This is a genomic window from Mesorhizobium sp. G2-6-1 (genome assembly GCF_055809095.1).
On sequence record NZ_CM147896.1, the window covers coordinates 1750379 to 1777011 of the forward strand.

Consider the following 26633-nt stretch of genomic DNA (forward strand, 5'->3'; position numbering starts at 1 on the left):
AGCATCGAACATGGCGACACCCAAACCACGGGTCAAAGTGCCGAAAACCGCCAAGGCCGGCGAAGTTATCGTCATCAAGACACTGATCAGCCACGAAATGGAGTCCGGCCAGCGCAAAGACAAGCAGGGCAATGTCATTCCGCGCGAGATCATCAACAAGTTCAGTTGCGAGTTCAACGGCGAGCCGGTGTTCTCCTGCAATATCGAACCGGCGATCTCGGCCAATCCATATTTTGAATTCAGGGCGAAGGTGGCTGAGAGCGGTACGTTCAAGTTCACTTGGGTGGATGACAATGGTTCCACCTATACGGACGAACAGAAAATCGACGTGAACTGATCTGGCCAAACTGTCGGTTTGAGCGAACGGATGCGGCGATTTGTGGGGAGGGAAGGCAAGTTGAAAAAGATCTTACTGGTAATCGCGACCGCCGCGACAATGGTGCCTGGCCTTGCCATGCTTGCCCATTCGGACCCGGTCGACGACAAGCTCGTCGTCGATGATCAGGAGATGATCACGCGCGCTCCCGCACCCGAGGGCCATCCATTCGATGAAGTCTATTCCGGTTGGCTGTTTCGCGAGCCCGAGACACGCGCGCTGGAGGCCGATTCGCTTCAGAATCCCGGCATGCTTTATGTCGAGCGAGGCGAAGAAATATGGAATACGGTCGATGGCACGATGGGTAAATCCTGCGCATCCTGTCACGAAGATGCGGCAAAAAGCATGAAGGATGTTGGCGCGCACTATCCGAAATGGGACGCTGACGCCAAGCGCCCGATCAACATCGAATTGCAGATCGACAAGTGCCGCGTCAACAATATGGGGGCTGAAGCCTATAAATTCGACGCCGCCGACCAGAAGGCGCTGACGACCTATATCAAGTATCAGGCTCACGGCACTCCGGTCTCGGTCGATCTCACCGCCGGCGACATGCAGAGCTGGTGGGATCGGGGCAAGAAGGAATATTATACGCGCACCGGCCAGTTGAACCTGGCTTGCGCGTCCTGTCACGAAGCGAGCATGGGCAAGCATATCCGCGCCGACCATCTGAGCCAGGGACAGGCCAACGGGTTTCCGACCTATCGGTTGAAGCAAGCCAACATGGTGTCGCTGCACAATCGTTTCCGCGGCTGTATTCGCGACACGCGAGCCGAATTTCCAAAGCCGTTTTCCGACGAGTTGATGGCGCTTGAAGTCTATGTGACATGGCGCGGAACGGGTCTTTCGGTCGAAACTCCGGCTGTGCGCCAGTAAACAGGGCATCCCGTCAAGACGGGTCTTGCAAATAACAGCTTGAAAAGCACGTTGTGCGGCCTGGCCTCGCGCCCGGCTGGCTGCTGCGTGCCGAAAGGAACAATTCATGTTCTCACGTCGCGAATTCCTGATGGCGACCGCAGCGCTTTCCGCAATAGCCGGTCCGGGACTTGTCGGCGGCTGGTCGCGCGCAGCCGCCCAGCAGATGCTCAAGCAAGACGACCTTCTCGATTTCGATACATATGGCAATGTGACGCTGGTTCACATCACCGACATTCATGCGCAATTGATGCCGGTCTATTTTCGTGAGCCGTCAATCAATCTGGGCGTTGGCGAGGTTGCTGGCCTGCCACCGCATGTGACCGGTGCGGATTTCCTGAAGATCTACAACATCGAACCCGGTTCGCCGCATGCTTATGCGCTGACCTCGAACGATTTCGCGGCACTGGCCCAAACCTATGGCAAGATGGGTGGACTGGACCGCATCGCCACCATCGTCAAGCGTATCCGCGCTGAGCGCGCCGACAACATGCTGCTGCTCGATGGCGGCGATACGTGGCAGGGCAGCTATACGTCGCTGCAGACCAAAGGCCAGGATATGGTCGATGCGTTCAATGCGCTTCAACCGGACGCCATGACCGGCCATTGGGAATTCACCTACGGTACCGATCGGGTCAAGGAAATCGTCGATGGCCTGCCATTTGCCTTTCTGGGTGGCAATATTTTCGACGCGGAGTGGGACGAACCGGCTTTCGACGCCTACAAGATGTTTGAAAAAGGCGGCGTCAAGATTGCGGTTCTCGGACAGGCGTTCCCCTATACGCCGATTGCCAATCCGCGCTGGATGTTTCCGAACTGGTCATTCGGTATCCGCGAGGAAGAAGTCGCCAAGAACGTAACCGCGGCGCGTGCGGCTGGTGCCGATCTGGTGGTCTTCCTTTCGCACAATGGCTTTGACGTGGATCGCGCGCTGGCCGCCAGAATTGAGGGCATCGACATTATCCTGACCGCTCATACGCATGACGCATTGCCCGAACCGGTACTCGTGGGCAAGACACTGCTGATTGCATCAGGCTCACACGGAAAATTCGTGACCCGTCTCGACGTCGATGTGCAGAACGGGACCATGAAGGGGTTCCGCCACAGGCTGATACCGGTGTTTTCCGACGTGATCAAAGCTGACCCGGATATGACCGCGTTGGTCGCAGGGCTACGCGCACCTTACGAGGACGAACTCAAGCGCGAACTGGCCACGACGCAGTCGCTTCTCTACCGGCGCGGCAATTTCAATGGGACGTTCGACGATCTGATCTGCGATGCTTTGCTGGATGTGCGGGATGCCGATATTGCCTTGTCTCCGGGCTTTCGCTGGGGAACTTCTGTTTTGCCGGGACAGGCGATCACCGTTGAAGACCTTTATAACGCCTGCGGCATGACCTATCCCGCCGCCTATCGTTCCGCCATGACCGGTGCTGCGTTGAAGAACATCATGGAAGACGTGGCCGACAATCTGTTCAACAAGGACCCCTATTATCAACAAGGGGGTGATATGGTCCGGGTCGGCGGCATGGCGTACACAATCGATCCCGATGGCGCGATGGGCGGGCGTATCTCCAACATGACGCTCATCAAAACAGGGGAAGCGATTGACGCGACCAAGGAATATCAGGTGGCAGGATGGGCCTCTATTAACGAGGCGACGGAAGGCCCACCAATCTGGGATGTCGTCGAGGAGTATCTGACCCGCAACCCAATCGTTGAACTTAAGGAAAATCGCTCGGTGACAATCGCCGGGTAGTGTTTCGGCATCCCAAATGCATGCGGTCCAAAATATGCGGCGGATTCTCAGACAGAGACATGCATGAGAGTAAAAATTTCAAGCGCGCGGCGCGGTTTTTCAATGCGAGACACGCTTTGGAAGCAATAGACAAGATGCCTTCGGTTTGATACATAGAAATAACTATATGTTTCTATATTGCACGCCACGGGGAGACACCGATGAAGGAAAAAAGCCAATCGGATGAAGCGTCCTCGCGCCGCAATTTTCTGAAGGCAGGCCTTGCTGGTGGCGCAACGGTTGTCGGAGCACTGACCGCAGGGCGCGCAGCGGCTGCCGGCGATCCCGCAATCACCGAGATTCAGGACTGGAACCGCTATTCCGGCGATGGGGTTGATGCCAGCCCTTATGGAACGCCGTCGGCTTTTGAAAAAGACGTTATCCGGCGCAACGTGCCCTGGTTGACGGCGGACCCGGTCTCCTCGGTCAACTTCACGCCGCTGCATGCGCTGGACGGGATCATTACCCCGAACGGGCTCTGTTTCGAGCGCCACCATGCGGGCGTCGCCGTCGTTGATCCGCAAGAGCACCGCCTGATGATCAACGGTCTGGTCGACAAGCCGCTGGTTTTTACCATGGCCGATCTCAAACGCTTTCCGCGTGAAAACCGGATTTATTTTCTCGAATGTGCGGCGAATTCCGGCATGGAGTGGCGCGGTTCGCAGCTCAATGGCTGCCAGTTTACCCACGGCATGGTCCATTGCGTCATGTATACGGGTGTGCCGCTCAAACATATTCTGGCCGAAGCTGGTGTAAAGCCGAATGGCAAGTGGTTGCTGGCCGAGGGTGCGGATGCAGCCGCCATGACCCGCTCAATCCCGATGGAAAAAGTGCTGGACGATTGCATGGTGGCGTTTGCCATGAACGGCGAAGCGCTGCGCCCCGAACAGGGCTACCCGATCCGCCTCGTCGTGCCTGGCTGGGAAGGCAATATGTGGGTGAAATGGCTGCGCCGGCTGGAAGTCGGTGACGAGCCCTGGCAGCAGCGCGAGGAGACCTCGAAATATACGGACCTTCTGGCAAACGGCAAGGCGCGCCGCTTTACCTGGGCAATGGATGTCAAATCCGTCATAACCAGTCCAAGCCCGCAAGCACCGATTGTCCAGGGTAAAGGCCCCCTTGTCCTGTCGGGCCTCGCATGGTCGGGCAATGGCAGGATCAGCCGCGTTGACGTGACTGTCGATGGTGGCCGCAACTGGACGACGGCACGCATTGATGGGCCAAGCCTGCCTTTAGCGTTGCACCGCTTCTATCATGAGTTCGACTGGGACGGGTCGGAACTGTTCCTGCAGTCGCGTGCCATGGACGAGAAAGGCGTTGTACAGCCCACCAAGGACGAGCTGCGCGCTGTTCGCGGGTCGAATTCGATCTATCACAATAATGGCATCCAGACATGGCATGTCGGCACCGACGGAGCGGTCGAAAATGTCGAGATTTCCTGAAATATTGCTGGCCGCAAGCGTCGCGGTTCTGATGAGCGGCGGCACGGCTTTCTCGCAGGATGCTGGGCTGGGCGAAAGGCTGTTTTCCAGATGCAAGGCTTGCCATGCTGTCGGCGAAGGCGCGAAGAACCGCGCCGGGCCTGAGTTGAATGGCATTCTGGGTCGGGCAGCCGGTGCCGCTGACGGATACCACTATTCGCCGGCGATGGGAAAAGCTGGTGAGGGCGGGCTTGTCTGGAGCGTCGATACACTGAAGGAATTCCTGCTTAGTCCGCGCAGTATGATCAAGGGCACGAAGATGTCGTTCGGCGGCTTGAAGAAAGACGAGGACCGCGAGAACATCATTTCGTATCTGGCGACATTCGCGCTCGACGGCACCTCGTCCGCGACGTCCGAAACCGTGCCGGAAAAGAAAGCGGTAGCCAAACCCGACACGAAAATCGAGCCTGAAGCACCCAAGCCACAAACTGATGTTGCACATGGAGCGGGACTGGTTCTTGGCCTTGGTCGTCTGGCCACCACTGACGAGATCGCCGCGTGGGATATCGATGTGCGGCCCGATGGTCTCGGATTGCCCAAAGGCAGCGGTACCGTAGCTCAGGGCGAAAAGTTATACGACACCAATTGCGCTTCCTGCCACGGCGATTTCGGCGAGGCTATCGGGCGGTGGCCGGTACTTGCCGGAGGCCGTGACACGCTGATGGATGATCGACCGGTCAAGACCGTCGGATCCTATTGGCCTTATCTGTCGACGGTTTATGACTATATCCGCCGCGCCATGCCATTTGGCAATGCGCGTTCATTATCCGATGATGATGTCTACGCTTTGACGGCCTACATTATGTACCTGAACGACATCGTGACTGATGAGAATTTCGAACTTTCAGACAAGAATTTCACGTCGATCCATTTGCCGAACGAGAAGAATTTCATCGACGACAACCGGGCACAAGAGCCGGAATATGCAAAGGAGGGTGAGCCTTGCATGACCGATTGCCAGCCGGGCAAAGCCAAGATCAGCATGCATGCCGCCGTTCTGGATGTTACACCCGACGCCGCAACGGACGACAAGGCACCTGCGGCCGGAATCGAGTAAGACTATTAATCGAGTAGGCCTATTCGGCAGGAAGGGTCATGTGATTGCCACGAGACAGCGAAGTTGGCTCCCTCGCGCCGTCGATCACCCTGTCGGTGATAGCTGCGCCGGCAATCATCGAAACCAGGCCGAGCAATGATGAGACCGCCAGGACCGAGCCGCCGGTGAGCCCTGCCCCAATCGTGCAACCCACGGCCAGGATACCGCCGAAGCCCATGAACGCCGAGCCTATTGCGTAGCGCCAGATCGATGGCGTGCCGGGCTCGTTGAAGGTTGCAATGCGAAAATCGCGAAACAGCAGCGCGGCAATCAATGCGCCGACGATGGTGCCTATCAGCAATCCCTGATCCATACCGGCAATGGCATCGGCGTGCGTGGCTATTTCGCCGGTGGTCGCCAATGGCCGAATGAATGACAGGCTCTCGGCCTGAATGGGGTCGAAAACCTGAGTGGAAAGCTGATAGGTGAAATACCAGCCTGCGACGACCGTCGCGCCAACAGCGCCGCCTCCGCTGAGCCGCCAAAGCGAAACATTCGAGCGCAGCGCGACGACGAAAGCAGCAATGAGCAGCGCAACGCCAATGACGACACCCGCAGTCTGGCTGAACCCGGCATGGGCGAGAAGGTCGTTGCCGCCGATCTGGGCGGTGCTCCACAGGCCGCCGACGCTATCGCGCAGATGGGTCAGGACGCCGGTGTAGGTTGCGTAACCGGCAAGGGCGACAATGAAGATAGAAAAGATGGCGCGCAAATTGCCGGATGATCCGAGCACCAGAAGTCGCGAGACGCAACCACGCGCCATCACCATTCCGACACCAAAGACCAGTCCGCCAATGAGGGCACCTGAGAGGCTTTGGGCTGTCGAAAAGAAACGCGTTTCGCGCACATCGATCTGGCCGTAGGAAAGCAGCAGTTGAACCCCAAGAATGGCGACCGCGAAACCGGCAGCCCAGGTGGCAAGCGCCTTCAAATCGCGACCACGGGTCAGGTCGAGAACAGCGGATCGGGTGCAATAAGCACTGCGCTGGGCGAAAAAGCCGAAGACAAGTCCGAGCAACGCGCCACCGACTATGGCAGCGCCGGGCTCCCCGACCGCGTTAATGAGCGGAACCAGATCCATCGCAAATTACTCCTGAGCGGCAACGCCACAGTAAATAATGCTTGCGGTGGAAAAGCGTGATCTGGATTTATCCAAATCACTCGATTCCGGCAAAATCATTCCATGAAACGCAAAGTTCATAGAACGGCCATGTCGCCATGCCTTGCCAAAGAAACATGACTGAGAAAGCACGTGCGTTGGGTTGTTGGTGGTCGAGCATCAATTTAAGTACGCGATCTGGTGACATGGCTGGATTTTACCGGGGCCCTTTTCATCGCGACCAACGCTTTCCAACGGAGGCAATTGGAAGGGATGCTTCAACCATCCTTGCAGGGCAGTAGGAATTCGGCTACGTCGCCGCTTTGTTGCAAGGAGCATCGCCTTGAACGATCAACGCGCCGACGTCGCCATTATCATGGGTAGTCAATCCGATTGGGCTACCATGCACTTTGCTGCCGAAACACTGGAGGCCCTTGGCGTCTCGCATCGACGGCTGATCGTGTCCGCCCACCGCACGCCAGACCGGCTCTACGATTTCGCCAAGGGAGCCAAAGATGCGGGTTTCCGGGTAATCATCGCGGGGGCAGGAGGTGCGGCCCATTTGCCTGGCATGACGGCGGCGATGACACCGCTTCCGGTTTTTGGCGTGCCTGTCGAATCGAAGGCGTTGTCCGGTCAGGATTCCCTGTTGTCCATTGTACAGATGCCAGCTGGCATCCCAGTCGGTACGCTGGCCATCGGCAAGGCTGGTGCAATCAATGCCGCATTGCTCGCCGCCGCCGTACTGGCATTGAGCGATGCTGATCTCGCTGTCCGTCTCGATGCCTGGCGCACAGCACAAACAGACAAGGTTGCCATAGAACCTCAGGGTGCATCCTGATGCTTCCAGCCGGATCGACCATCGGCATTATTGGCGGCGGCCAGCTTGGCCGGATGCTGGCAATGGCAGCCGCACGGCTCGGCTACGCCACCACAGTGCTTGAGCCGCAGCCGGATTGCCCGGCTTCACAGGTCGCCAACCGTCAAATCATCGCCGCCTATGATGATGTCGCGGCACTCAGCGAACTTGCGGCTGAATGTGGCGTCGTAACCTATGAATTTGAAAACGTGCCCGTTACATCAGCGGACATTCTGGCTGCATCCGTGGCCGTTTCGCCGCCGGCTGGCGCGCTTCGTGTTGCCCAGGACAGGGTCGAGGAGAAGGAATTTCTCAACGGCATAGGCATTTCCACCGCAGATTTCCGAAAAGTCAACAATGATGCTGACCTGGCCGCGGCTTTGGAGGCATTTAGCGGCAGCGGGGTCTTGAAAACACGCCGCATGGGCTATGACGGCAAGGGCCAGCGCGTTTTCAAAAATGTGGAAGACGGCGGATTTTCCGGCACCTGCGAAGCCATGGGAAATGTCCCGCTCATTCTGGAATCGCTGGTGCGTTTCGAGCGCGAAATCTCCATAATCGCGGCGCGCGGCATGGATGGTGCGGTAACAAGCTTTGATCCGGCCGAGAACATCCACCGCGATGGCATCTTGCACATGTCGTGTGTCCCCGCCGCCATTTCCGAGACGACGGCTGGTGCAGCACGCAAAGCGGCTGCGAAAATCCTTGATGCGCTGGACTATGTGGGCGTCATCGGTGTTGAATTTTTCGTTCTGGCGGACGGCACATTGCTCGCCAATGAGATTGCGCCACGCGTACACAATTCAGGGCATTGGACTGAAGCCGCCTGCACGATCTCGCAATTCGAACAGCATATTCGAGCCGTGGCTGGCTTGCCGCTCGGCAGCACAAAGCGTCACAGCGATTGCATGATGCAAAACCTGATCGGCAACGATGTGGAGAATGTGGCTGAACTCCTGACCACTCCCGACGTCATGGTGCATCTTTATGGCAAGGCTGAGGCCCGTGCGGGGCGCAAAATGGGGCATTTCACCCGCATAAATCGCTGCAATCTCTGAACCCCAACAGACGGGTAATGGTTGACACGGGCGAGGCTCCTCGTTTATGAGCTTCTCACAAATTCGGCGCGCTCTTTAGGGCGCGCTATTCGGTTGAGCCCGTTGTGGGCAAGGATTACGGGCAGACCAATGAAAATCAAGAATTCACTCAAGGCACTTAAGGCGCGCCATCGTGACAACCAGCTGGTTCGTCGCAAGGGACGCATCTACATCCTCAACAAGACCGATCCGCGTTATAAAGCGCGTCAGGGTTGAGGTGCGGGCGAAACACTCCAGTTTCGCTTCATTGAGATCGAATGACGCCGACATTCAGGCGTCTTCACGCTAATTTCAGTTTGACGTTACGCTGGCAGAGGCTAGATTCCTGCCATGCGTATTGTTTTTGCCGTCTTCGCGGGCATGCTTGCTTTTGATGCCGCCACAGTTTCTGCCTGGGCCGACGCTCCAGCAGCGAAAGGCGTTGAAGCGGTTAAAATCACCTCCGAGGCGAAGGTTGAGCGTCTCAATCAATTGTTTTCCGACCTCAAGCGCGAGCGCAATGAAAAAGCGGCCTTGCGTATTTCCGTGCAGATTTGGGAGCAATGGTCGCAATCCGGCAGCGCTTCCATTGATCTGATGATGCAGTGGGCGCAAGAAGCTATCGAGAAGCGAAAATTCGATGTTGCGCTCGATTTTCTCGATCAGGTCACAACCTTGCGTCCCTTATACGCGGAGGGCTGGAACCGCCGCGCCACGGTTCATTTCATGATGAAGAATTACGCCAAGTCGATGGCCGATATCGACCACACATTGCAACTCGAACCCCGCCATTTCGGCGCGCTTTCGGGCCTTGCCCAGATCATGATGGATAGTGGCCACAAGGAAGCGGCGCTCAAGGCGTGGCAAAGCGTTCTCAAAATCTATCCGATGTTGCGCAATGCCCAGAACCAGGTCACAGCAATCTCCGAAGAACTGACTGGCGAGCGCATTTGAACTCGCCGGAGAGCCTGCATGCTGCGTTGAACAGGCTGAAGCGCGGGCCTGATAGATGAACTTGTTCTATGCCCTGATTTCGCTGATCATCGCGATCACATTCGCATTTGTTGCCATAACACGTACCGGATCGTGGCTGATCGAACGACGCAATCCGCCGGTCGGAGCCTTCATCGAAATTGACGGCGCGCGCATTCACTACGTTCACATTCGCGCGCCTGCCACGGCGGACTTGCCGCCGGTTATTTTTATCCACGGCGCCAGCGCCAACCTCAATGACCAGATGGTGCCATTGCGCCCACTGCTGGAGGGACGCGCCGAATTGCTCTTTTTCGACCGCCCCGGACACGGTTGGTCGGGGCGCGGTTCCGGCAACAATGAAGACCCATCAAAACAGGCGCAAACACTTGCGAAACTGATGGACCGTCTCGGCATCGATAAGGCGATCATTGTCGGTCATTCATTCGGCGGTGCGCTGGCAGCGGCCTTTGGACATGATTATCCGCAAAAGACGAGCGGTCTCGTCTTTCTTTCTGCCGCAACACATCCCTGGCCCGGCGGGGCGACCTCGTGGTATTATAATTTGGCAACCACACCTGTGCTCGGTTGGCTGTTTTCCGAAACCTTGACCTATCCAGCCGGTTCGATGCGCATGAACGCGGCCACGGAATGCGTCTTTGCCCCGAACGAAGTCCCGAATGGCTATCTCGCCAGCGCCGAAATCCCGCTTGTGCTGCGGCCCGCCGCTTTTCGCGCCAATGCAATAGATGTCGAGGGGCTCTATCGCTACGTGCTTAATGCGCAGCCCGGCTATCATGAGATCAAGGCGCCCACGGTGATCATCTCTGGAGACCGCGATACAGTCGTCTATGAGGAAATCCATTCAGTGGGTCTGGCCAACGATATCCCGGGTGCCGAACTTGTCTGGGTGAAAAACCTCGGGCACAAGCCCGACTGGATTGCGCCCGATCTTGTCGTGGGGGCGATCGAGAAGGTTTCGGGAAAACAACGTGATTTGCAAAGCATGGCAAAGACCGTCGAAGCACGGATCGCCAATGATGCTTTCGGCATCGAACATTGTTCCGATTTTCCAGCACCGAAGTGATGGGTGCGAGACGGCGGGCGCTTCGAGGCTCTAGAGAAGTTCAGCTTTTGATAGAATCATAGAGCCGCTCCAAGCATTTGTTTTTACGCAATTCCGGACGGAAAACCGCACAACACTTTTCCTGGAATTGCTTTAATGCCGGCTTCCACTGCCGTCTTCAGCGACATAGGCAATGCGCAGCATATTGGTAGAGCCCGAAGTCCTCAACGGCACGCCTGCGGTGACGATGATGCCGTCACCCGGCTGGCCAAAACCTTCCTCATGCGCAATGCGGCAGGCACGGTTGACCATGTCGTCAAGGTCAGTCGCGTCCGGCGATACAACGCAATGCGTTCCCCACACCAGCGAGAGCCGCCGCGCAGTGTTGAGGATCGGTGACAAAGCGATGATCGGTACCTGCGGGCGTTCGCGCGCGGCACGAAGCCCGGTCGCGCCCGAGGCCGTATAGGTGATGATCGCTGCAAGTTTCAGCGTTTCGGCGATCTCGCGCGCGGCAAGCGAGATAGCATCGGCCCCCGTTGCCTCCGGGGTGGAGCGCTGTGCATTGATAACGGAAGCATAGGTCGGATCGCGTTCCACTTGAGCCGCGATACGGTCCATCGTTGCGACCGCCTCGACCGGATAGTCACCGGCAGCAGATTCTGCCGACAGCATGATCGCATCGGCTCCCTCGAACACCGCTGTCGCGACGTCGGAAACCTCGGCGCGCGTCGGCACTGGCGCACTGATCATCGATTCAAGCATCTGGGTAGCAACCACAACGGGCTTGCCGGCCCGCCGCGCGGCGCGGGTAATCTGCTTCTGGATGCCGGGAACAGCCTCAAGCGGCATTTCGACACCGAGATCGCCACGCGCCACCATCAGCGCGTCGGACAAGGCCATGATCTCGGCCAGCCTCGAAACGGCCTGCGGTTTTTCGATCTTCGATAGTATCAGTGCCCGGCCATCTGCTATTTTGCGGGCCTCAACCAAATCTTCGGGGCGCTGGATGAATGACAGTGCGATCCAGTCAACGCCAGCTTCAAGCACCGCGTCGAGATCCTTGCGATCCTTTTCGGTGAGTGCGCCAACCGGCAGGTCGGTGTCGGGCAGGCTGACGCCCTTTCTGTCGGAAATGCCGGTTCCGGCTATGACGGTACAGGTGATTTTCTTGCCGTCGCTTTCCACCGCTTTCAGTTCCAGCTTGCCATCGTCGATCAATAGACGATGCCCCGCCTGCACCGAGTTCAAAATCTCTGGGTGCGGTAGATAAACACGCGTCGAATTGCCGGGTGCCGGATCGTCATCCAGGGTAAATGTCTGGCCGACTTCAAGCACTTCCTTGCCATCGGCGAACTGGCCGACACGCAGCTTGGGGCCTTGCAGATCGGCAAGGATACCGATTGGCCGGCCAACAGTCTCTTCAACCGCGCGAATGCGCCCGACAAGTGTGCGCATCAAGTCATGATCGGCATGGCTCATATTGATGCGAAATACGTCAGCTCCCGCCTCGAACAGTTTCGTCAGCATAGCCTCATCGGAAGAAGCCGGACCGATTGTGGCGAGAATCTTGACCTTGCGGCTGCGTCTCATTGATTATTGTTTCCCTGAACAGCGGTGCTGTCGGTTGTGGCTTGCTCGGTCAACTGGACCATCCAGCTTGCCTGCTCGCCAGTATCGTATTCCTGAAATCCGGCGCGCTGGAAGCCTCGGGCAACGCAGTCGGTTACGCCGGCAATCTTGAATTCCTTTTCAGCCACACACATGCTGACCGGTCCATCCCAACGGCCGCCCCGTTCGGCATCTTCGGCATAAAGATAATAAAACCTCGATGACAGCGAGCCTTCGATCAGTGTTTTGCAACTCGACGCTTCGATATGCCACCAGCCTTCCGTGATCCAGCCTGCCTTGGCCCGGTAGCCAATGCCGACCCCGACAAGATTTTGCGTCGCATTGCAGACCCGGAAATCAGCGCGGGCCAAATCGGTCGCCGTCAATATAAGCAGAGGCGCAACGAACAGCGGCAGCATTGCGACAACCACATTTCGCATGCGTCGCTTGCTGGCGGTTACAATTCCCGAGCGCCCAAAATCCGTCATTTCCATCTCTCGACGTTCCTTTTCGGAAAAGTACGAACGCATGTCAACGCGCACGAGCCATAAATCCAATCGATTTAAAACGCCGCTAATGCGACCCTTTGTCAGCCTCTGCCGGATTTTTGCGAAAACCTTGTCCAAACGACGGCTTTCGAGCAGGCAACAGCATTGCGCAGACATCATCTTCGTGGAATGACGCTACCATCCTCTCCCGGCAAAGAATGGGCGTTTTTTACAGGCCATGACCCGATCCACAGTTTTCGCTCCATTCGATATCGTCGAGGGCGATCGCAAGCAAGGCATTGTTATCATTGCCGACCATGCGCGACGCGACCTGCCCGAAGAGTATGGGACGCTCGGCCTGGAGCCAATCGAATTTGACCGTCACATTGCCTACGACATCGGTGTCGAGACGGTTACACGCGAACTCGCATCGATTCTTCGCGCGCCTGCTGTGCTGGCAAATTTCTCGCGCCTGCTGATCGATCCCAACCGTGGCGAGGATGACCCCACACTTGTTCGCCAGCTTTATGATGGCACGGTCATAGCGGAAAACTATCCCCTCACCGTGCAGGAGCGAGACAAGCGTCTCGATAAGTTCTATCGGCCCTATCACGACGCAATCAGCGCCATGACTGCTTCCGTCGCAGAGGCATCGGGCATGGCACCCTTCATCGTTTCAATTCATTCTTTTACACCGTTGATGCAAGGCATCGAACGGCCCTGGCATGTCGGCATCTTGTGGGATCAGGATGAGCGCGCACCACGCGCGCTTATCGACGCGCTTGAAGCCGATGAGAGCCTCATTGTCGGCGATAACGAACCCTATGACGGCGCGCTGCGCGGCGATACGATGTTCAAGCATGCAGTCATCAATGGTTTTGCCCATGTGTTGATCGAACTCAGGCAGGACCTGATCGCAGATCGGGAAAATGCCATCGATTGGGCGGGCCGGCTCGCCCCGATCATTGACGCGATCAACCGCCGTCCCGATATTCATGAGGTAAAGCAATTCGGCTCGCGTACCGGACCGCTATGAGGTTCACCGCATAAGGGAGACGTTTGACATGACTGGATTGACGCAAGATCAACAAAGAGAGTTTGAAGCTGCGGCTTTTCGCCGACTGGTTGAGCATTTGCGTACGCGGAGCGACGTGCAAAATATCGACTTGATGAACCTCGGCGGTTTCTGCCGCAATTGCCTGTCCAACTGGTATCGCGAAGCCGCCGATGGCGCAGGTGTCGAGCTTTCCAAGGAACAGGCCCGCGAAATCGTCTATGGCATGCCCTATGACGAATGGCGCGCCTTGAACCAGACCGAGGTTTCACAGGCCGAGAAAGAGGCTTTTGAAACAAACAGGCCAAAAGACAACTGATATAGATTGGGGTCTGGTCCGGTTTTTTTGCCTAGTGGGCCGAAAGCGGGCTTGCCATCGCAACGAACAGAGATAGAACCCAATCTGCCCCAGCCTGCTGTCAGGATTTGTCTTCGATGCATGGACCCAGTGCGACCAATAGTGCGATAGGCGGCCGCTGGGCCATCGCCGCAATGTTTTTCGCAAACGGATTCCTGACCGGCAGTTGGGCACCGCAAATCCCGGTGTTTCTGACCCGGCTGGACATCAGCAAGTTTACGCTTGGCTTGCTTATTTTTCTGTTCGGCATCGGAGCCGTAATTGCGATGGCCTGGTGCGGTCATCTGATTTCGCGACACGGTTCGCGCAACACGTTGCGCTGGTTTGGCATTGCTGCACCCTTTGGTCTCCTTTTCATTGCCCTGGCGCCGAATGTACCTCTGGCAGCGATTGCGATGATATTGTTTGGCGGATTGATTGGCGGCATGGATGTCGCGATGAACGCGAATGCCGTCGCAGTGGAGCGCAAACTTGGGCGTGCCATCATGTCCTCATCGCATGGCTTTTGGAGCCTCGGTGGTTTTGCTGGGGGAGGATTGGGGGGCATTGCGATCCAGCATTACGGCCACAGCGCCCACGCCGCAGTTGTGACCGTTCTCGCCTTCTCGGCAATCGCATTTGCCATGCGCCATCTCATAGTTGAAACCGCGCCTCCGGTCGAAACGCATCGAAAATTCGCTCTGCCCAGAAATCCATTGGTCTATTTGATCGGCCTGATGGCATTGTTATCAATGATACCCGAAGGTGCGGTGCTCGATTGGGCGGCACTTTACCTGCGCCAGGAACTTGGCACCGGTATCGCCACAGCCGGATTTGCCTTCGCCGCGTTCTCAGGCGCCATGGCGATCATGCGCTTTGCTGGAGACACGGTGCGCAACCGGTTCGGCGCGGTCAAGACAATGCGCCTGTCCAGTCTCATCGCAGCCGCTGGAATGCTTGTAGCCGGGCTCTCGCCATCACCCTGGTTGGCAATCGCGGCTTTCGCGTTGTGCGGGTTCGGCGTCGCCAATATGGTGCCTATCGCGTTCTCCGCCGGGGGCAATCAGGAGGGCATGTCGTCCGGTGCGGGCATCAGCGTGGTCACGACCATGGGTTATTGCGGAATTCTGGTAGCGCCTTCGGCAATCGGCTTCGTTGCCGAGCGAACAGGGTTTGGACCTATCTTCGTCTTTCTGTCAGGGCTGTTGATTATCGTATCCCTGATGGCCGGGCTTGCCCATCGCGCAGACTTCGACGTTGAGCCGCTCCCGGCCGAATAGGGGTCGATCAAATCCTGCCCATGAAAAGCAGCAGCAGCAGGATCACCAGGATGACGCCGACTATACCGGAAGGGCCATAACCCCAGCCTCGCGAATAAGGCCAACTCGGCACAGCGCCGATCAGGATCAGGATCAGCACGATTATAAGCAGTGTTGTGAGTGACATGGAAATACCCCTCTCTTCGAACTGTCAGAGCGCCGTGCGTCCGTTTAGACGCACAAAGGACGCTCTATTGCTTTGATTGAGCATCGGAGAATTCCGAAAACCGGTAACCACTTTTCGGTCCGATGCTCTCACTACATGACAATGCACAAGGCCGCCCGAGGGTTCCCGGGCGGCCTGTCAATTTCACATCGATGAGGGGTTGAGCCTTTATTCAGCGGCTTTCGGGAAAGCCACGTCTGCGTCCTTGACCGGAGCGTCGTCCGATGAGGCTTCTGTTGCCTTGTTGCGCCGGAACAATCGGCTCAGAACACTGCGGCGCTGCCCCGGGATCTGCTTGGCGCGCGTGAACACCATCAACATCGCCGGCGTGACAACCAGCGTCAGGACGGTCGCAAACGACAAGCCGAAGACAATGGCCGAGGACAGGGAAATCCACCATTGCGTCGAGGGTGCGTTGATCGTCGTTTCATGATGGAATATTTCGAGGCCCAAGCCGAAGGCAATCGGCAGCACGCCAAGAATGGCCGAAACTGCGGTCAAGACAACGGGGCGGGCACGTTCCCGGCAGGTTTGCAACACTGCCTCCATCTTGTCCCAGCCCTCTTCACGCAGCCGGTCATAGGTGTCGATCAGGACGATATTGTTGTTCACCACCACACCGGCCAGCGCGATAACCCCGATGCCGGACATGACGATGCCGAAGGTCTGCCCTGTCAGCATAAGACCGAGGAACACTCCGATCGTTGCCATAACGACGCAAGACAAGACCAGCCACACACTGGTGAACTTGTTGAATTGCGCCAGCAGTACAAGGAAGATCAGGAAGAGTGCAGCACCAAAAGCCTTGCTCAGGAAGGCGCTGGCTTCAGCACTATCCTCGTTGGAGCCTGCAAGCTTCCAGCGGATGCCATTGCCCAGTTCCATTTCGCCGACAATCTTTTCGACATTCGCCTGTACGACGGCTACTTGCTTGTCGGCGGCAACGTTTGCCTGAACAACGACTGTTCGCGCCCCGTCAATGCGGTTCAGGATGCCAACGCTTGGCTCCGGTTTGCGGATCACGAAGTTCGAGATCGGCACCGATCCCTCGCTGGTCTGCACCCGCAATTCATCAAGTGTCGAAAGTGTGCGCCGGTCTTCAGGAAGACGCAGACGTATATCAACAGCGTCATCGGCGCCAGCCGGCCGATATTCCGTAAGCTTCAGCCCGTTGGTCACGAGTTGAACCACTGTTCCCACGGCCGTCGGGCTGATGCCGTATTGCGCGGCCTTGGCCCGGTCAACTTCCAGCGCCCAGTCCACGCCGGGCGGCGGCAAGCCGTCTGAGACGTCGATGACGCCGGCAACCTTGGAGATCTTGGCCGCAACATTGCGCGCAATCTTGTCCAATCCGTCCGGGTTGGCCGCCGACAGCCGTATCTGGATCGGTTTGCCAGTTGGCGGGCCAGCCTCGGGAACACGGACTTCGATATCGACGCCGGGAATGCCAGCCATCACTTTACGCAGATCGTCGAGAATCTGGTTGGCGGGCTTGCGCTCTCGCCAATCGACAAATTCGTACTGGATCACGCCCACGACATCTTCGGGAATGTCGGCACCCCCGCCTTGCGTCTTGCCCACGCGGGTATAGACCGACTTCACACCGGGCCAGCCAAGCAGGCGATTTTCAGCCTCGTGGGTCGCTTCATCCATTTCGGCAAGGGAGAGGTTGCCGCGCGCATGTACGTATAGAAGGCCGTAATCTGGTTCGACGCTCGGGAAGAACTCAACGCCCGCGCCAAATTTCGAGTAAGACATCTGGATCCCGACCAGCAACACCACGGTCAGGAGCAATACCGTCTTGGGAAAACGCACGGCCTGGTGGACAATCGCCATGTACCAGCCATCCTTGTGGTCAGCTTCGTCATGGGGAGGTGCCTTGGCAAACTTGGCACCAAGTGTCGGCGTAAAGACCAGCGCATAAAGCATCGATGCCGACAGGGTGACGATCAAGGTAATCGGCATGTATTTCATGAAATCGCCGATAATGCCCGGCCAGAACAGGAGCGGCGAAAACGCGGCAATTCGGGTCATCGTTGCTGCAATAACCGGTCCCGCCATTCGTTTGGCGGCCAGTTCGAACGCCTCTTCGCGCGGCATGCCTTCCGTCATTCGCCGCTCAGCGAATTCGGTGACGATGATGGCGTCGTCGACCAACATGCCAACCGCCAGAATGAGGCTGAACAGCACGATCATGTTGATCGTGTAGCCCATCATGGTCAGAAGCAGGATACCCATCAGGAAGGAGGATGGAATAGCTAAGCCGATCAACAGCGAGGCACGCCCGGACAACGCATAGAGAATGACGATAAACACCAGAATGACGGCAATCATCACATGGTTCTGGAGGTCGCCGAGCAATTGTTTGACGAACACCGATTTGTCCTGCGTATAGGTGACCTGCATGCCCTCCGGCATGGACTTTACAAAGGTATCGGCGATCGTTTTCACCCGCGCGATCGTGTCGATCAAATTGGAACCGATGCGCTTTTTCACCTCGATGGCAATGGCGGGCTTGCCGTCAAGGCGCGTGATGGTCTCTGCATCCTTGAACGTCGAGCGGATCGTTGCGATGTCCTTTGCGCGGACGACGGCGTTGGGCGTGGTCACAACCGGAAGGTTGGCAACATCTTCCGGTGTCTCGATCAGGGAGGGGACCTTGACCGCATATTTGCCTTCAGACCCTTCGATATTGCCGGCGGCAACAAGGCTGTTGGACGCACCCACGCCTTGAATTACCTGATCGAGTTGCAGGCCATATGACGACAGCTTGACCGGATCGATGACGACTTCGACGAGGTCGTCGCGCGCGCCTTGAAGCGACCCTTCAAGCACGCCCGGAACTTCTTCGATGCGGTCGCGCAATTCACGCGCCGCCCTGGTCAGCATCCGTTCGGGAATATGGCCCGAAAGCGTCACGACAAGGACCGGAAACTCCGAAATATTGACCTCGTTGACCGTCGGCTCTTCGGCTGCCTGCGGCAGATCGGCCTTGGCGTCCTGAACCTTGCTGCGGGTATCTTGCAACGCGGAAGCCAGATCGGTGGACGGGTCGAATTCGACCAGTACATAGCCGCCGCCCTGAAATGCTGCCGAGCGCATTTCTTTCAAGCCTTTGAGGCTTTTCAAACGGGTTTCAACCGGACGCAGCAGCAGCCGTTCCGAATCCTCAGGCGAAATACCCTGATAGGCCAGACCGACATACATCATCGGAATCGGGACATCCGGCTCCGCTTCCTTGGGAACCGATTCGTAGGAAACGGCACCGGCAAGGATCAGGAACAGCAAGACCGAAATGGTCAGCCGCGCATTGTTGATGGCAAGCTTGACGATATCCATGGTTACTGCGTCCCACCGGTCACGTCACCAACCAGTTTCCTGATTTCTTCAGGGTCTGCTTCGACCGTCTTGACCTTGTCGCCTTCTGCCACCAATTGCTGCCCTGCAATGATAACGCGTGCACCTGCCGGAATGCCTGCGAGAACCAGGCCGCTCGGCTTATCATCAACAAGATCAATCGGATAGAAAACCACCACATCGTCTTTGTTGACCGCGCGTATGCCGAGATCCCCTTTGTCGCCCAGCGTGACAACCGAACGCGGCAGGACGATTGCTTCTGTCGATTGCGCGCTAAGCGATATCTCCGCCGTCATCCCCGCAGGAATGGTCCTGTCGGGGTTGTCGATGGCAATTTCCAGCCGGAAAGTACGGGTCGCGGAAGACGCATCGCGACTGATATAGCGCACGGTGCCCTCAACAATCTGGTCGTTGACGAGACGAACTTTCGCCTTGTCGCCAATCTTGATGTAGCCAACATCTCGCTCGCTGACTTCGCCGCGCGCGATGATCGGGTCGAGGCTGATGATGGTGGCAACTTCGCCGCCCTGCATGACGGCACTGCCGAGTTCCACATCTACACGATCGATAATGCCGTCGAATGGCGCTTTGACTTCGTTGCGCGCAAGCTCAGCTTCGGCAGCCTCAAGCTGAGATTTTGCCGCAGAAAGAGATGACCGCGCCGTATCGAGCTGCAATTTTGCCAGATTGCCTGATTTGGCAAGCCGTTCGGAGGCTTCAATCTCGGCCTGGCGCTGAACCAGAACCTGTTTGGCGTTGTCGACCGCTGCGACCTTTTCCTCGGCATCCAGCATCAGCACCATGTCGCCTGTTTTGACCCGTTCGCCCTGCTTGACGGGCAATTCGGCGATAACACCGCCGACCCGCGTCGCCAGAACCGCACGCTTGTCGGCTTCGGTGAGGCCGGAGATACGGATGGCGCGCGCATGATTTCCACGAGGCGGAACGATCACCTTGACGACCCGCAGCGGCGCTTCATCGATCTTCGCCTCGTCTGCCTTGGTCTGCGTCGCCTTGTCTTCGCCCGCGGCCCCGCCAACGGAGGAAAACGCGCCGGTCGCAACCCAGGCTGCGAAGCCAATAAGCACAATTATCGCGGCAAGCTTGTGAAACTTGAATTTCGGCATCGTTTTCTTTCCGGTGCGCAGCAAATGATCGTGACTGCAGTTTCGCTCGACGCGAGGTTCAATATGGGTATTGGCACCTCGTGTTCAATTCGCCGTGATCGGCAAGGCGGGCCTTCTACATCAACTTTCAAAGGCAAAACAGTCAGAAAAGTTGATGCGTTATTCGGTTAGTCGAAACTGTTCCTGGCGTTGCCGGCCCCAGACCCGCTCAAAACGGGCTACACGAGCCCGATTGGCAACAATTGTCAGCATAATGACAGATTGTGTGATCTTCGCCTAGTTGCGGTCAATCTGCGGTACACATTCGCGAAACATCCGAATACGGGCGACGACAAGACATGTGCATGTTCTCCTTTGTCGCTCAAGGACGTATGACGAATGCCAATTCCTACAAAACAAAGCCCGGGCGCGAGGCCCGGGTTGAAATTGTCATAACCAGTGTCGAGTGTTTCAGGCGCCGGCTTCGAGGGACGGCTTCCATGTGCCCAGCGCCGCCAGATGGTTCATACGCGCCCGATGCGTGAATGCAGCCTGAGCGGCACCAACGTTTTCCGCTTTGCCCGCCCACGCTTTTTGCGGTGCCGCCTGCAAGGCGCGCCCATATGAGAAGGTCAGCTTCCACGGATGCGGACCAATCGCATTGATGGCATTGAGGTTCGCGGTCGCCTCTTCGTCCGACTGACCGCCGGACAGGAAGGCGATACCGGGAACCGCCAGGGGAACCGTTTCACGAAACAGCTTGATGGTTCTTGCGGCAACTTCTTCCGGCTTGCCTGGCTTTCCTGATTTCTTGCCGGCGATGACCATGTTTGGCTTTAGCACCGTGCCTTCAAGCACGACACGCGCCGCATAGAGTTCGGAATAAAGGTTGAGCAAGGTCGCCTTGGTGATCTCGTAGCATGTGTCGATGTCGTGAGCGCCGTCCATCAGGACTTCCGGCTCAACGATCGGAACAATGCCAGCTTCCTGGCAAAGTGCCGCATAACGGGCAAGCGCATGAGCGTTGGCGGCAATTGAGGTCGAAGACGGTACGTTCTTGCTAACGTCAATGTCGATCACCCCACGCCATTTGGCAAAACGGGCACCGAGCTTGTAATATTCCGCCAACCGTTCGCGAAGACCGTCGAGGCCTTCCGTGATCGTATCGCCGGGGAAATTCACCAGAGGTTTGGCACCCGCATCGACCTTGATGCCGGGAATTGCCCCGGCGGCTTTGATGATATCGACCAGCGGCGTACCGTCGGCAGCCTTTTGCCGAATGGTTTCGTCGAAAAGAATAACGCCCGAGACATAACGGTTCATCGCCTCTTCGGTGCGGAACATCATTTCGCGATAATCGCGCCGGCTGTCGACCGTGGACTCGACGTTGATCGCGTCGAAGCGCTTCTTGATGGTTCCCGAACTTTCGTCGGCTGCCAACAAACCCTTGCCGCCCGCAACCATCGCAGCAGCAATGTCCTCAAGACGTTCGCTCATATTTCTCACTCCTCAACAAGAGCAATTCCAGAAGCGTAAAGCCAGCTTCATAAGGAATTGCGCAAAAACAAAGGGCCAGCGCAGTTCATCGCTTTAATGCCGGGCGAATAACAGAACCCGGCAGGCAAAGAAATGGCGGCTTCAGCCTCAAATCGATTGAAAGCACCTACTTCATTATATCCTTGCGGTCTTATGTAGCAAAAATACCAAGGGTGCCGAGCTATTCAGGACGGTTCTAGAGAGGACCGTCAAATGACGCGTTGGAAGCGGTTGTTGGTTTTAGCTCTAGCGGCGAGCCTATGTGGCAGTATTTCCGAAATCGCAAGGGCCAATTCTTTCCGTGGGTTGGCCGAAACGCCAGACGCGCAAACAGAAAGTTGTGGTCCACTCGCGGTTGAACACATCCTCGTAGGTCGCGTTGCCATAGATCCAAATCACGAATTCCTCTTTTTGGATCGCCGTGAGTTCCGCGGCATCCAAAATGTTATGGATGCTCTTGGATACAGAAGCATCAGGACCGGTTACTATAGGTTCTGTGGTCGAAATATCAGTAAAGCTTATCATCGTTGGCCCGATCGATTCGGGTTTGATAGTCACCTCTCGGCATCGGATTCGCACGTTATAGGCGGGCGTTTGGCCAAAGTTGGTGAATTTCAGTTTGGCGCTAAAGCCAACTTTATCTTCGGCATCTAAAATTTCAGCGTTGTGCAAGCACAGATAGGCGCGGAGTTCGCGCATGCTGGTCTGGCTTTGGAGATGAATCGAATCCTGAGCAGCGGCCACCCCGTCAGCGGCATTCTTGTTAGCTTCTTGGGTGGCAGTCAGCGTGTCTCGCAGCAGAATGACTGCGAAAATGCTGGCCCCGGTCGCGGCAATAGAAAAGAGTGCCATGATCCATTGCGCATAGGTGTCGTCCCACGGATCGAATTCGCGGATAGCGGCTACAAGCTGGGTGACATTGTCATATTGGGGCTTCTCCACCTCGGCGGTGTTTGTCTGAGCTATTGGGTTGTCAGAAGGTTGACTCAACCACGAGACAAGAACAATGGCAACAAGTGCCAGCCCTAACGCTATAAGCGAACCTCTGTCGCGTCGATTGCCGTCAGACATTGTAGGAAAAACGCTGCTGTGAATTTGCCTTGAGACAGCTTATTCCGCACTGTCACCTCCTTTTCGTCAACCCCTATCGCTGCCAATTTCTCGATTAGCTGCGCATAGGTCTACGCCCTAGGGTTTGACAGTGGGAAACTTGGTGCTTTTGCTACAAAGACCGTATCCTTGTCTTTTGCAGACAAGGAAAACAATTTACCGCTTCAAAACATCGACACCGGGCAGTGGTTTACCCTCCATCCATTCGAGAAAAGCGCCGCCGGCAGTCGAGACATAGGTGAAATCGCCAGCGACACCCGCATGGTTCAGCGCCGCCACCGTATCACCACCGCCAGCGACGGACACCAGCTTTCCGGCTTTGGTTCGCGCCGCCGCATGTTGGGCAGCCGCAACTGTGGCACGGTCGAACGGTTCGATTTCGAACGCGCCAAGCGGTCCGTTCCAGACCAGCGTTGCAGCGCGGTCGATCCATTGATTGACGGCATCGACAGTTTTTTGTCCAACGTCGAGGATCATGGCATCGCCGGGCACGGATTCGATTGCAACCGTTTCATTTGCTGCACCCGCCTTGAATTCTCTCGCCACAACACCATCCGAGGGCAGGATGATCGCGCAACCGGCTTCCGCCGCTTCAATCATGATCTGCTTGGCCGTTGGCGCGAGATCGTGCTCGGCAAGCGATTTGCCAACATTCGTGCCGCGCGCGGCCAGGAACGTGTTGGCCATGCCGCCTCCAATGACCAGCGCATCGACCTTTTTCACGAGGTTCATCAACAGGTCGATCTTGGTAGAAACCTTGGCACCACCGACGATTGCAATAACCGGCTTGGTGGGATTGCCAAGGCCTTTTTCGAGTGCATCCAGTTCTGCCTGCATGGTGCGCCCGGCAAAGGCGGGCAGAATATGGGCAAGCCCTTCGGTCGAGGCGTGTGCACGGTGTGCGGCGGAAAAAGCGTCGCTGACAAAAATCTCGCCATTCACAGCCAATTCCGCGGCAAATTCCGGTTCGTTGTTTTCCTCACCCTTATGGAAACGGGTATTTTCCAGAAGCAGCACATCGCCATTCTTCATCGCCGCAACTGCATTGGCGGCCTTCTCGCCAATGCAATCGACAGCAAAGCTGACCGGACGCCCCAGAACCTTAGCCGATGCCACCGCAATCGGTTCAAGCGAGAATTCCGGTGCATAGGTTCCTTTCGGGCGACCGAAATGCGCAAGCAGGACGACCTTGGCTCCATTTCTCGACAATTCGGTGATTGTTGGCGCGATGCGCTCGATACGTGTTGCATCGGTGACCTTGCCGTCCGACATAGGAACATTGAGATCGACACGCACCAGCACGCGCTTGCCATCCACGGCACCTATGTCATCAAGCGTCTTGAAGCTGGTCATCAATATCCCTTTCGTGAAAATCCGCCGGAACATAACCGGGGCGGCAAGCGATGCAAGGCCCGTTGCATAAACGGCGCTGAGAATATGCCAAGACTGTCCTCAGCCACCACCCGGAGGCTTTTCATCTCGCGCACTGGTATCTGTTGGATCAGGCGCGGGCGTCGTTTCTGGAGCCGCCTGCCCGGTGTCCGGCTCACTGTCCGGCTCGGGGTCTGTTTCAGCTTCCGGTTCTGCCCGCTTCCTTCGACGCTGGATGAATTCGACGATACGGTCGCGAATCTCGCCCGCACTGAGGAACACCGGAACGCGCGCCACCGGCGCAGTCGACTCAAATGACAGGCCAAGCCCCGTGATGCGTCCCTTGTCGTCAACATCACGCACGATGAGTTCGATCGGCCCCATCGGCACGCGATCGGCGTATTCGGCATGACCGCCAAGCCGTTCAACGACCAATTCACCGACCGTGAGCTTGCGTTCAGCTTCGGTCAATTCCGGTCCGTAGGCTGCTTGCAATTCTCCTGCTGGGCGCGCCGGATCGACGGCGAACGCGCCGAAGAAATCGACATCTTCAGGTTCCACGGCCGCCCTGCTGGCAAATAGTTTGTCGAGCAGGCGCGGGTAGCGATCGGGCACAAAAATATAGACATTGTCGCCAGCCGTCAGTCTGCCCATATCCTGAAATCGCATGGAACGCCCGTCGCGCACGATCAAGGATGGCCTTGCCCATCGGGGAATGCGCTCGCCACGCGCCACAGGACTTCCCGGAGCGACACGATATGCCAGCAATTCATGGCGGGCAGAGCCCGGCAGTTCCAGTTCAACCTTGTCGAGAGGACCAAGGCGGGCGGGCACGATCAGACCAAGGCGTCGCGCCAGTGGTCCGATAGTCCAACCCTGAACCAAGAGCGAAACCAGCACGACGATAAAAGCGATATTGAAGATCAGGCGACCATTTTCAAGCCCTCCCAACAAAGGGGTAATGGCCAACAGGATAGACACCGCACCGCGCAAGCCCACCCATGAAATGAACGCCACCTCCGGGCGTGGCAGGCGAAAGGGAAACAGGCAAAGCCAGACCGCAACGGGGCGCGCGACAAAGATGAGAAACAGGCCGAGCGCCACAGCCGGCACGAGGATCGCCGGAAACTGGGACGGCGTAGCAAACAGCCCGAGCACGAGAAACATGATGATCTGGGCCAGCCACGACATGCCGTCCTGAAACCGCTTCATCACCGTCACGGCGCGAATGTCGGAATTTCCAGCGACCATGCCCGCCAGATAAACGGCCAGAAAGCCTGATCCTCCAATCGATCCGGCTGCGGCAAATACCATCAGCGACAATGTCAGCACGAAGATGGGCAGCAATCCCAGATCGAGGTTCAACCGATCGACAAGGCGCACGATGGCCATGCCACCCAGAACACCGACGATGGCGCCAATCCCCATACTGATCAGGAAGCCGGTGACAAGGTCCATGGCCAGAACATTTGCTTCAGGGTGTGCACCCGCGGCAATGATTTCGACAAGCGTGATGGTGAGAAAAATGGCGATAGGATCGTTGCTTCCGGATTCCACCTCAAGCGTCGCTCTCACGCGTTCACGCAGGTTGATCTCGCCAGCGCGCAGCAGGTAGAAAACGGCGGCAGCATCCGTGGATGCAACGGCTGCGCCGAGCAGGAATGATTCGAGCCAGGTCAGATCGAGCAAATAATATGAAGCAACCCCGAACACGCCAGTCGTAATGAGAACGCCAATCGTGGCCAGGGACATGGCAGGCCCGGCCGCCTGTCGAAGCGCGTTCAGTGGCGTGCCGAAACCGGAATCGAACAGGATGACGGCCAGCGCCAGCGAGCCAATGAAATAGGCAACACCTGGATTGTCAAACTGGATACCGAGACCGTCTGCCCCTGTGACCAGACCAATTCCCAGAAACAGAAGAAGCAAAGGGGCGCCGAAGCGGAAGGCTATCAGGCTCGAGAACGCGGCGGCGATCACAAGCCCGGTGCCGACCAGCGTCACCAGATAGATCGCGTTCTCCATGCCCCCGTTTCCCCTCGAATAGCGTCCCCCTTTCGGGATCAGTTACATTTCTGAATAAAGCAGAGTGCGGCGAAGACATGGCAGCTTGCAAGGTTGTGGGCGCAAATATTCGCGCTAAGCGAATATTTTTGGCTTTTTCCAGATGAAAGCGCCCGGATATGGCCCCAGCTCTCAACCGAAATGCGGAATCCAGACGGTAGGCGTGCCGAAGCTGCTTGCTGTGCGGGTGGTTGCAAGCGTAATTTTTGGCGAGGAATATCTTCGTGAAGCATTCTGCGTACTCAATGCCCTTTTGGCGACGCTGCAAAATTTGATCGCGAAGCTGTCGCGTTAATCAGGGTTTTCGCGAGAAGCATGTGGCCGGAATCGACCCGTAACCTTCGCGTGGACAGGCAGTGACGAAAAAGTTGACGATTAT

General features: G+C 57.0%; 24 protein-coding genes. 13 read left to right on the top strand and 11 right to left on the bottom strand.

The features are described 5' to 3' along the window. Nucleotides 1-10: 10 nt before the first annotated feature. The 5 genes from soxZ to AC0L7S_RS08420 all read left to right on the top strand — a co-directional run bounded on the left by soxZ (nucleotide 11) and on the right by AC0L7S_RS08420 (nucleotide 5627). Nucleotides 11-337 carry a thiosulfate oxidation carrier complex protein SoxZ gene (gene soxZ / locus AC0L7S_RS08400; protein ID WP_473473905.1) on the top strand — a complete coding sequence of 109 codons (327 nt, stop codon included), beginning with the start codon at nucleotides 11-13 and terminating at the stop codon, nucleotides 335-337. A gap of 99 nt (nucleotides 338-436) precedes the next feature. Beyond that, on the top strand, nucleotides 437-1252 hold the full coding sequence (soxA, locus tag AC0L7S_RS08405; protein WP_473474232.1) for a sulfur oxidation c-type cytochrome SoxA: 816 nt from the start codon (nucleotides 437-439) through the stop codon (nucleotides 1250-1252). A gap of 106 nt (nucleotides 1253-1358) precedes the next feature. Continuing rightward, nucleotides 1359-3050, top strand: a complete 1692-nt coding sequence (gene soxB, locus AC0L7S_RS08410) for a thiosulfohydrolase SoxB (RefSeq protein ID WP_473473906.1) — start codon at nucleotides 1359-1361, stop codon at nucleotides 3048-3050. A gap of 200 nt (nucleotides 3051-3250) precedes the next feature. Then, entirely contained in the window at nucleotides 3251-4531 is a 1281-nt protein-coding gene (soxC, locus tag AC0L7S_RS08415; protein WP_473473907.1) for a sulfite dehydrogenase, read from the top strand. Beyond that, a complete protein-coding gene (locus tag AC0L7S_RS08420) occupies nucleotides 4515-5627 on the top strand; it encodes a c-type cytochrome (protein WP_473473908.1) in 1113 nt (370 codons plus the stop codon). Before soxC ends, AC0L7S_RS08420 begins: the two co-directional genes overlap by 17 nt. Before the next feature lie 19 nt (nucleotides 5628-5646). Here the strand turns inward: AC0L7S_RS08420 and AC0L7S_RS08425 are convergent, their stop codons facing one another. Beyond that, nucleotides 5647-6747, bottom strand: a complete 1101-nt coding sequence (locus AC0L7S_RS08425; RefSeq protein WP_473473909.1) for a YeeE/YedE family protein — start codon at nucleotides 6745-6747, stop codon at nucleotides 5647-5649. 361 nt (nucleotides 6748-7108) lie between these two features. Here AC0L7S_RS08425 and purE point away from each other — a divergent pair, with 361 nt between their 5' ends. From purE to AC0L7S_RS08450, 5 genes are all read left to right on the top strand, one after another. After that, a complete protein-coding gene (purE, locus tag AC0L7S_RS08430; protein ID WP_473473910.1) occupies nucleotides 7109-7606 on the top strand; it encodes a 5-(carboxyamino)imidazole ribonucleotide mutase in 498 nt (165 codons plus the stop codon). Continuing rightward, nucleotides 7603-8682, top strand: coding sequence for a 5-(carboxyamino)imidazole ribonucleotide synthase (locus tag AC0L7S_RS08435; RefSeq protein WP_473474233.1), 1080 nt, complete (start codon nucleotides 7603-7605; stop codon nucleotides 8680-8682). The genes purE and AC0L7S_RS08435 overlap by 4 nt, the downstream gene beginning before the upstream one ends. Before the next feature lie 129 nt (nucleotides 8683-8811). Then, nucleotides 8812-8937: a type B 50S ribosomal protein L36 gene (ykgO, locus tag AC0L7S_RS08440; RefSeq protein ID WP_473473911.1), complete on the top strand. Its 126-nt coding sequence runs from the start codon at nucleotides 8812-8814 to the stop codon at nucleotides 8935-8937. Nucleotides 8938-9051: 114 nt separating this feature from the next. Then, nucleotides 9052-9654: a hypothetical protein gene (locus AC0L7S_RS08445; RefSeq protein ID WP_473473912.1), complete on the top strand. Its 603-nt coding sequence runs from the start codon at nucleotides 9052-9054 to the stop codon at nucleotides 9652-9654. 55 nt (nucleotides 9655-9709) lie between these two features. Next, nucleotides 9710-10759 carry an alpha/beta fold hydrolase gene (locus tag AC0L7S_RS08450; protein ID WP_473473913.1) on the top strand — a complete coding sequence of 350 codons (1050 nt, stop codon included), beginning with the start codon at nucleotides 9710-9712 and terminating at the stop codon, nucleotides 10757-10759. A gap of 132 nt (nucleotides 10760-10891) precedes the next feature. Here AC0L7S_RS08450 and pyk read toward each other — a convergent pair whose 3' ends face one another. After that, the gene (gene pyk, locus AC0L7S_RS08455) at nucleotides 10892-12331 is read right to left on the bottom strand and encodes a pyruvate kinase (protein WP_473473914.1); all 1440 of its coding nucleotides are present in this window, start codon (nucleotides 12329-12331) and stop codon (nucleotides 10892-10894) included. Then, a complete protein-coding gene (locus AC0L7S_RS08460; RefSeq protein ID WP_473474234.1) occupies nucleotides 12328-12768 on the bottom strand; it encodes a DUF1036 domain-containing protein in 441 nt (146 codons plus the stop codon). Before AC0L7S_RS08460 ends, pyk begins: the two co-directional genes overlap by 4 nt. Nucleotides 12769-13075: 307 nt before the next feature. Here AC0L7S_RS08460 and AC0L7S_RS08465 point away from each other — a divergent pair, with 307 nt between their 5' ends. The 3 genes from AC0L7S_RS08465 to AC0L7S_RS08475 all read left to right on the top strand — a co-directional run bounded on the left by AC0L7S_RS08465 (nucleotide 13076) and on the right by AC0L7S_RS08475 (nucleotide 15508). Further along, nucleotides 13076-13873, top strand: a complete 798-nt coding sequence (locus tag AC0L7S_RS08465; RefSeq protein WP_473473915.1) for an N-formylglutamate amidohydrolase — start codon at nucleotides 13076-13078, stop codon at nucleotides 13871-13873. 28 nt (nucleotides 13874-13901) lie between these two features. Beyond that, nucleotides 13902-14210, top strand: coding sequence for a DUF1244 domain-containing protein (locus AC0L7S_RS08470; RefSeq protein WP_473473916.1), 309 nt, complete (start codon nucleotides 13902-13904; stop codon nucleotides 14208-14210). Nucleotides 14211-14326: 116 nt separating this feature from the next. Beyond that, on the top strand, nucleotides 14327-15508 hold the full coding sequence (locus tag AC0L7S_RS08475) for an MFS transporter (RefSeq protein WP_473473917.1): 1182 nt from the start codon (nucleotides 14327-14329) through the stop codon (nucleotides 15506-15508). A gap of 7 nt (nucleotides 15509-15515) precedes the next feature. Here the strand turns inward: AC0L7S_RS08475 and AC0L7S_RS08480 are convergent, their stop codons facing one another. The 8 genes from AC0L7S_RS08480 to AC0L7S_RS08515 all read right to left on the bottom strand — a co-directional run bounded on the left by AC0L7S_RS08480 (nucleotide 15516) and on the right by AC0L7S_RS08515 (nucleotide 26215). Next, nucleotides 15516-15674, bottom strand: coding sequence for a DUF3309 family protein (locus AC0L7S_RS08480; protein ID WP_473473918.1), 159 nt, complete (start codon nucleotides 15672-15674; stop codon nucleotides 15516-15518). A gap of 207 nt (nucleotides 15675-15881) precedes the next feature. Then, complete coding sequence (locus AC0L7S_RS08485) at nucleotides 15882-19052, bottom strand: efflux RND transporter permease subunit (protein WP_473473919.1); 3171 nt, start codon at nucleotides 19050-19052, stop codon at nucleotides 15882-15884. 2 nt (nucleotides 19053-19054) lie between these two features. After that, on the bottom strand, nucleotides 19055-20197 hold the full coding sequence (locus AC0L7S_RS08490) for an efflux RND transporter periplasmic adaptor subunit (protein WP_473473920.1): 1143 nt from the start codon (nucleotides 20195-20197) through the stop codon (nucleotides 19055-19057). A 450-nt stretch (nucleotides 20198-20647) separates the two neighbouring features. Next, nucleotides 20648-21673 carry a class I fructose-bisphosphate aldolase gene (locus AC0L7S_RS08495; RefSeq protein WP_473473921.1) on the bottom strand — a complete coding sequence of 342 codons (1026 nt, stop codon included), beginning with the start codon at nucleotides 21671-21673 and terminating at the stop codon, nucleotides 20648-20650. 297 nt (nucleotides 21674-21970) lie between these two features. Beyond that, nucleotides 21971-22783 (bottom strand): hypothetical protein, encoded by an 813-nt coding sequence (locus AC0L7S_RS08500; protein ID WP_473473922.1) that lies wholly within the window; start codon nucleotides 22781-22783, stop codon nucleotides 21971-21973. Then, nucleotides 22744-22839 (bottom strand): DUF6471 domain-containing protein, encoded by a 96-nt coding sequence (locus tag AC0L7S_RS08505; RefSeq protein WP_473473923.1) that lies wholly within the window; start codon nucleotides 22837-22839, stop codon nucleotides 22744-22746. The genes AC0L7S_RS08500 and AC0L7S_RS08505 overlap by 40 nt, the downstream gene beginning before the upstream one ends. A gap of 139 nt (nucleotides 22840-22978) precedes the next feature. Beyond that, complete coding sequence (locus tag AC0L7S_RS08510; RefSeq protein ID WP_473473924.1) at nucleotides 22979-24175, bottom strand: phosphoglycerate kinase; 1197 nt, start codon at nucleotides 24173-24175, stop codon at nucleotides 22979-22981. A 99-nt stretch (nucleotides 24176-24274) separates the two neighbouring features. Further along, complete coding sequence (locus AC0L7S_RS08515) at nucleotides 24275-26215, bottom strand: potassium/proton antiporter (protein ID WP_473473925.1); 1941 nt, start codon at nucleotides 26213-26215, stop codon at nucleotides 24275-24277. Nucleotides 26216-26633: the final 418 nt, after the last annotated feature.

What these genes read in the sequence shown, in the direction of transcription:
- soxZ (WP_473473905.1), top strand. Translation starts at nt 11, where the DNA reads ATGGCGACACCCAAACCACGGGTCAAAGTGCCGAAAACCGCCAAGGCC.
- soxA (WP_473474232.1), top strand. Translation starts at nt 437, where the DNA reads ATGGTGCCTGGCCTTGCCATGCTTGCCCATTCGGACCCGGTCGACGAC.
- soxB (WP_473473906.1), top strand. Translation starts at nt 1,359, where the DNA reads ATGTTCTCACGTCGCGAATTCCTGATGGCGACCGCAGCGCTTTCCGCA.
- soxC (WP_473473907.1), top strand. Translation starts at nt 3,251, where the DNA reads ATGAAGGAAAAAAGCCAATCGGATGAAGCGTCCTCGCGCCGCAATTTT.
- AC0L7S_RS08420 (WP_473473908.1), top strand. Translation starts at nt 4,515, where the DNA reads ATGTCGAGATTTCCTGAAATATTGCTGGCCGCAAGCGTCGCGGTTCTG.
- AC0L7S_RS08425 (WP_473473909.1), bottom strand. Translation starts at nt 6,747, where the DNA reads ATGGATCTGGTTCCGCTCATTAACGCGGTCGGGGAGCCCGGCGCTGCC.
- ykgO (WP_473473911.1), top strand. Translation starts at nt 8,812, where the DNA reads ATGAAAATCAAGAATTCACTCAAGGCACTTAAGGCGCGCCATCGTGAC.
- AC0L7S_RS08445 (WP_473473912.1), top strand. Translation starts at nt 9,052, where the DNA reads ATGCGTATTGTTTTTGCCGTCTTCGCGGGCATGCTTGCTTTTGATGCC.
- AC0L7S_RS08450 (WP_473473913.1), top strand. Translation starts at nt 9,710, where the DNA reads ATGAACTTGTTCTATGCCCTGATTTCGCTGATCATCGCGATCACATTC.
- pyk (WP_473473914.1), bottom strand. Translation starts at nt 12,331, where the DNA reads ATGAGACGCAGCCGCAAGGTCAAGATTCTCGCCACAATCGGTCCGGCT.
- AC0L7S_RS08460 (WP_473474234.1), bottom strand. Translation starts at nt 12,768, where the DNA reads ATGCTGCCGCTGTTCGTTGCGCCTCTGCTTATATTGACGGCGACCGAT.
- AC0L7S_RS08465 (WP_473473915.1), top strand. Translation starts at nt 13,076, where the DNA reads ATGACCCGATCCACAGTTTTCGCTCCATTCGATATCGTCGAGGGCGAT.
- AC0L7S_RS08470 (WP_473473916.1), top strand. Translation starts at nt 13,902, where the DNA reads ATGACTGGATTGACGCAAGATCAACAAAGAGAGTTTGAAGCTGCGGCT.
- AC0L7S_RS08475 (WP_473473917.1), top strand. Translation starts at nt 14,327, where the DNA reads ATGCATGGACCCAGTGCGACCAATAGTGCGATAGGCGGCCGCTGGGCC.
- AC0L7S_RS08480 (WP_473473918.1), bottom strand. Translation starts at nt 15,674, where the DNA reads ATGTCACTCACAACACTGCTTATAATCGTGCTGATCCTGATCCTGATC.
- AC0L7S_RS08485 (WP_473473919.1), bottom strand. Translation starts at nt 19,052, where the DNA reads ATGGATATCGTCAAGCTTGCCATCAACAATGCGCGGCTGACCATTTCG.
- AC0L7S_RS08490 (WP_473473920.1), bottom strand. Translation starts at nt 20,197, where the DNA reads ATGCCGAAATTCAAGTTTCACAAGCTTGCCGCGATAATTGTGCTTATT.
- AC0L7S_RS08495 (WP_473473921.1), bottom strand. Translation starts at nt 21,673, where the DNA reads ATGAGCGAACGTCTTGAGGACATTGCTGCTGCGATGGTTGCGGGCGGC.
- AC0L7S_RS08500 (WP_473473922.1), bottom strand. Translation starts at nt 22,783, where the DNA reads ATGTCTGACGGCAATCGACGCGACAGAGGTTCGCTTATAGCGTTAGGG.
- AC0L7S_RS08510 (WP_473473924.1), bottom strand. Translation starts at nt 24,175, where the DNA reads ATGACCAGCTTCAAGACGCTTGATGACATAGGTGCCGTGGATGGCAAG.
- AC0L7S_RS08515 (WP_473473925.1), bottom strand. Translation starts at nt 26,215, where the DNA reads ATGGAGAACGCGATCTATCTGGTGACGCTGGTCGGCACCGGGCTTGTG.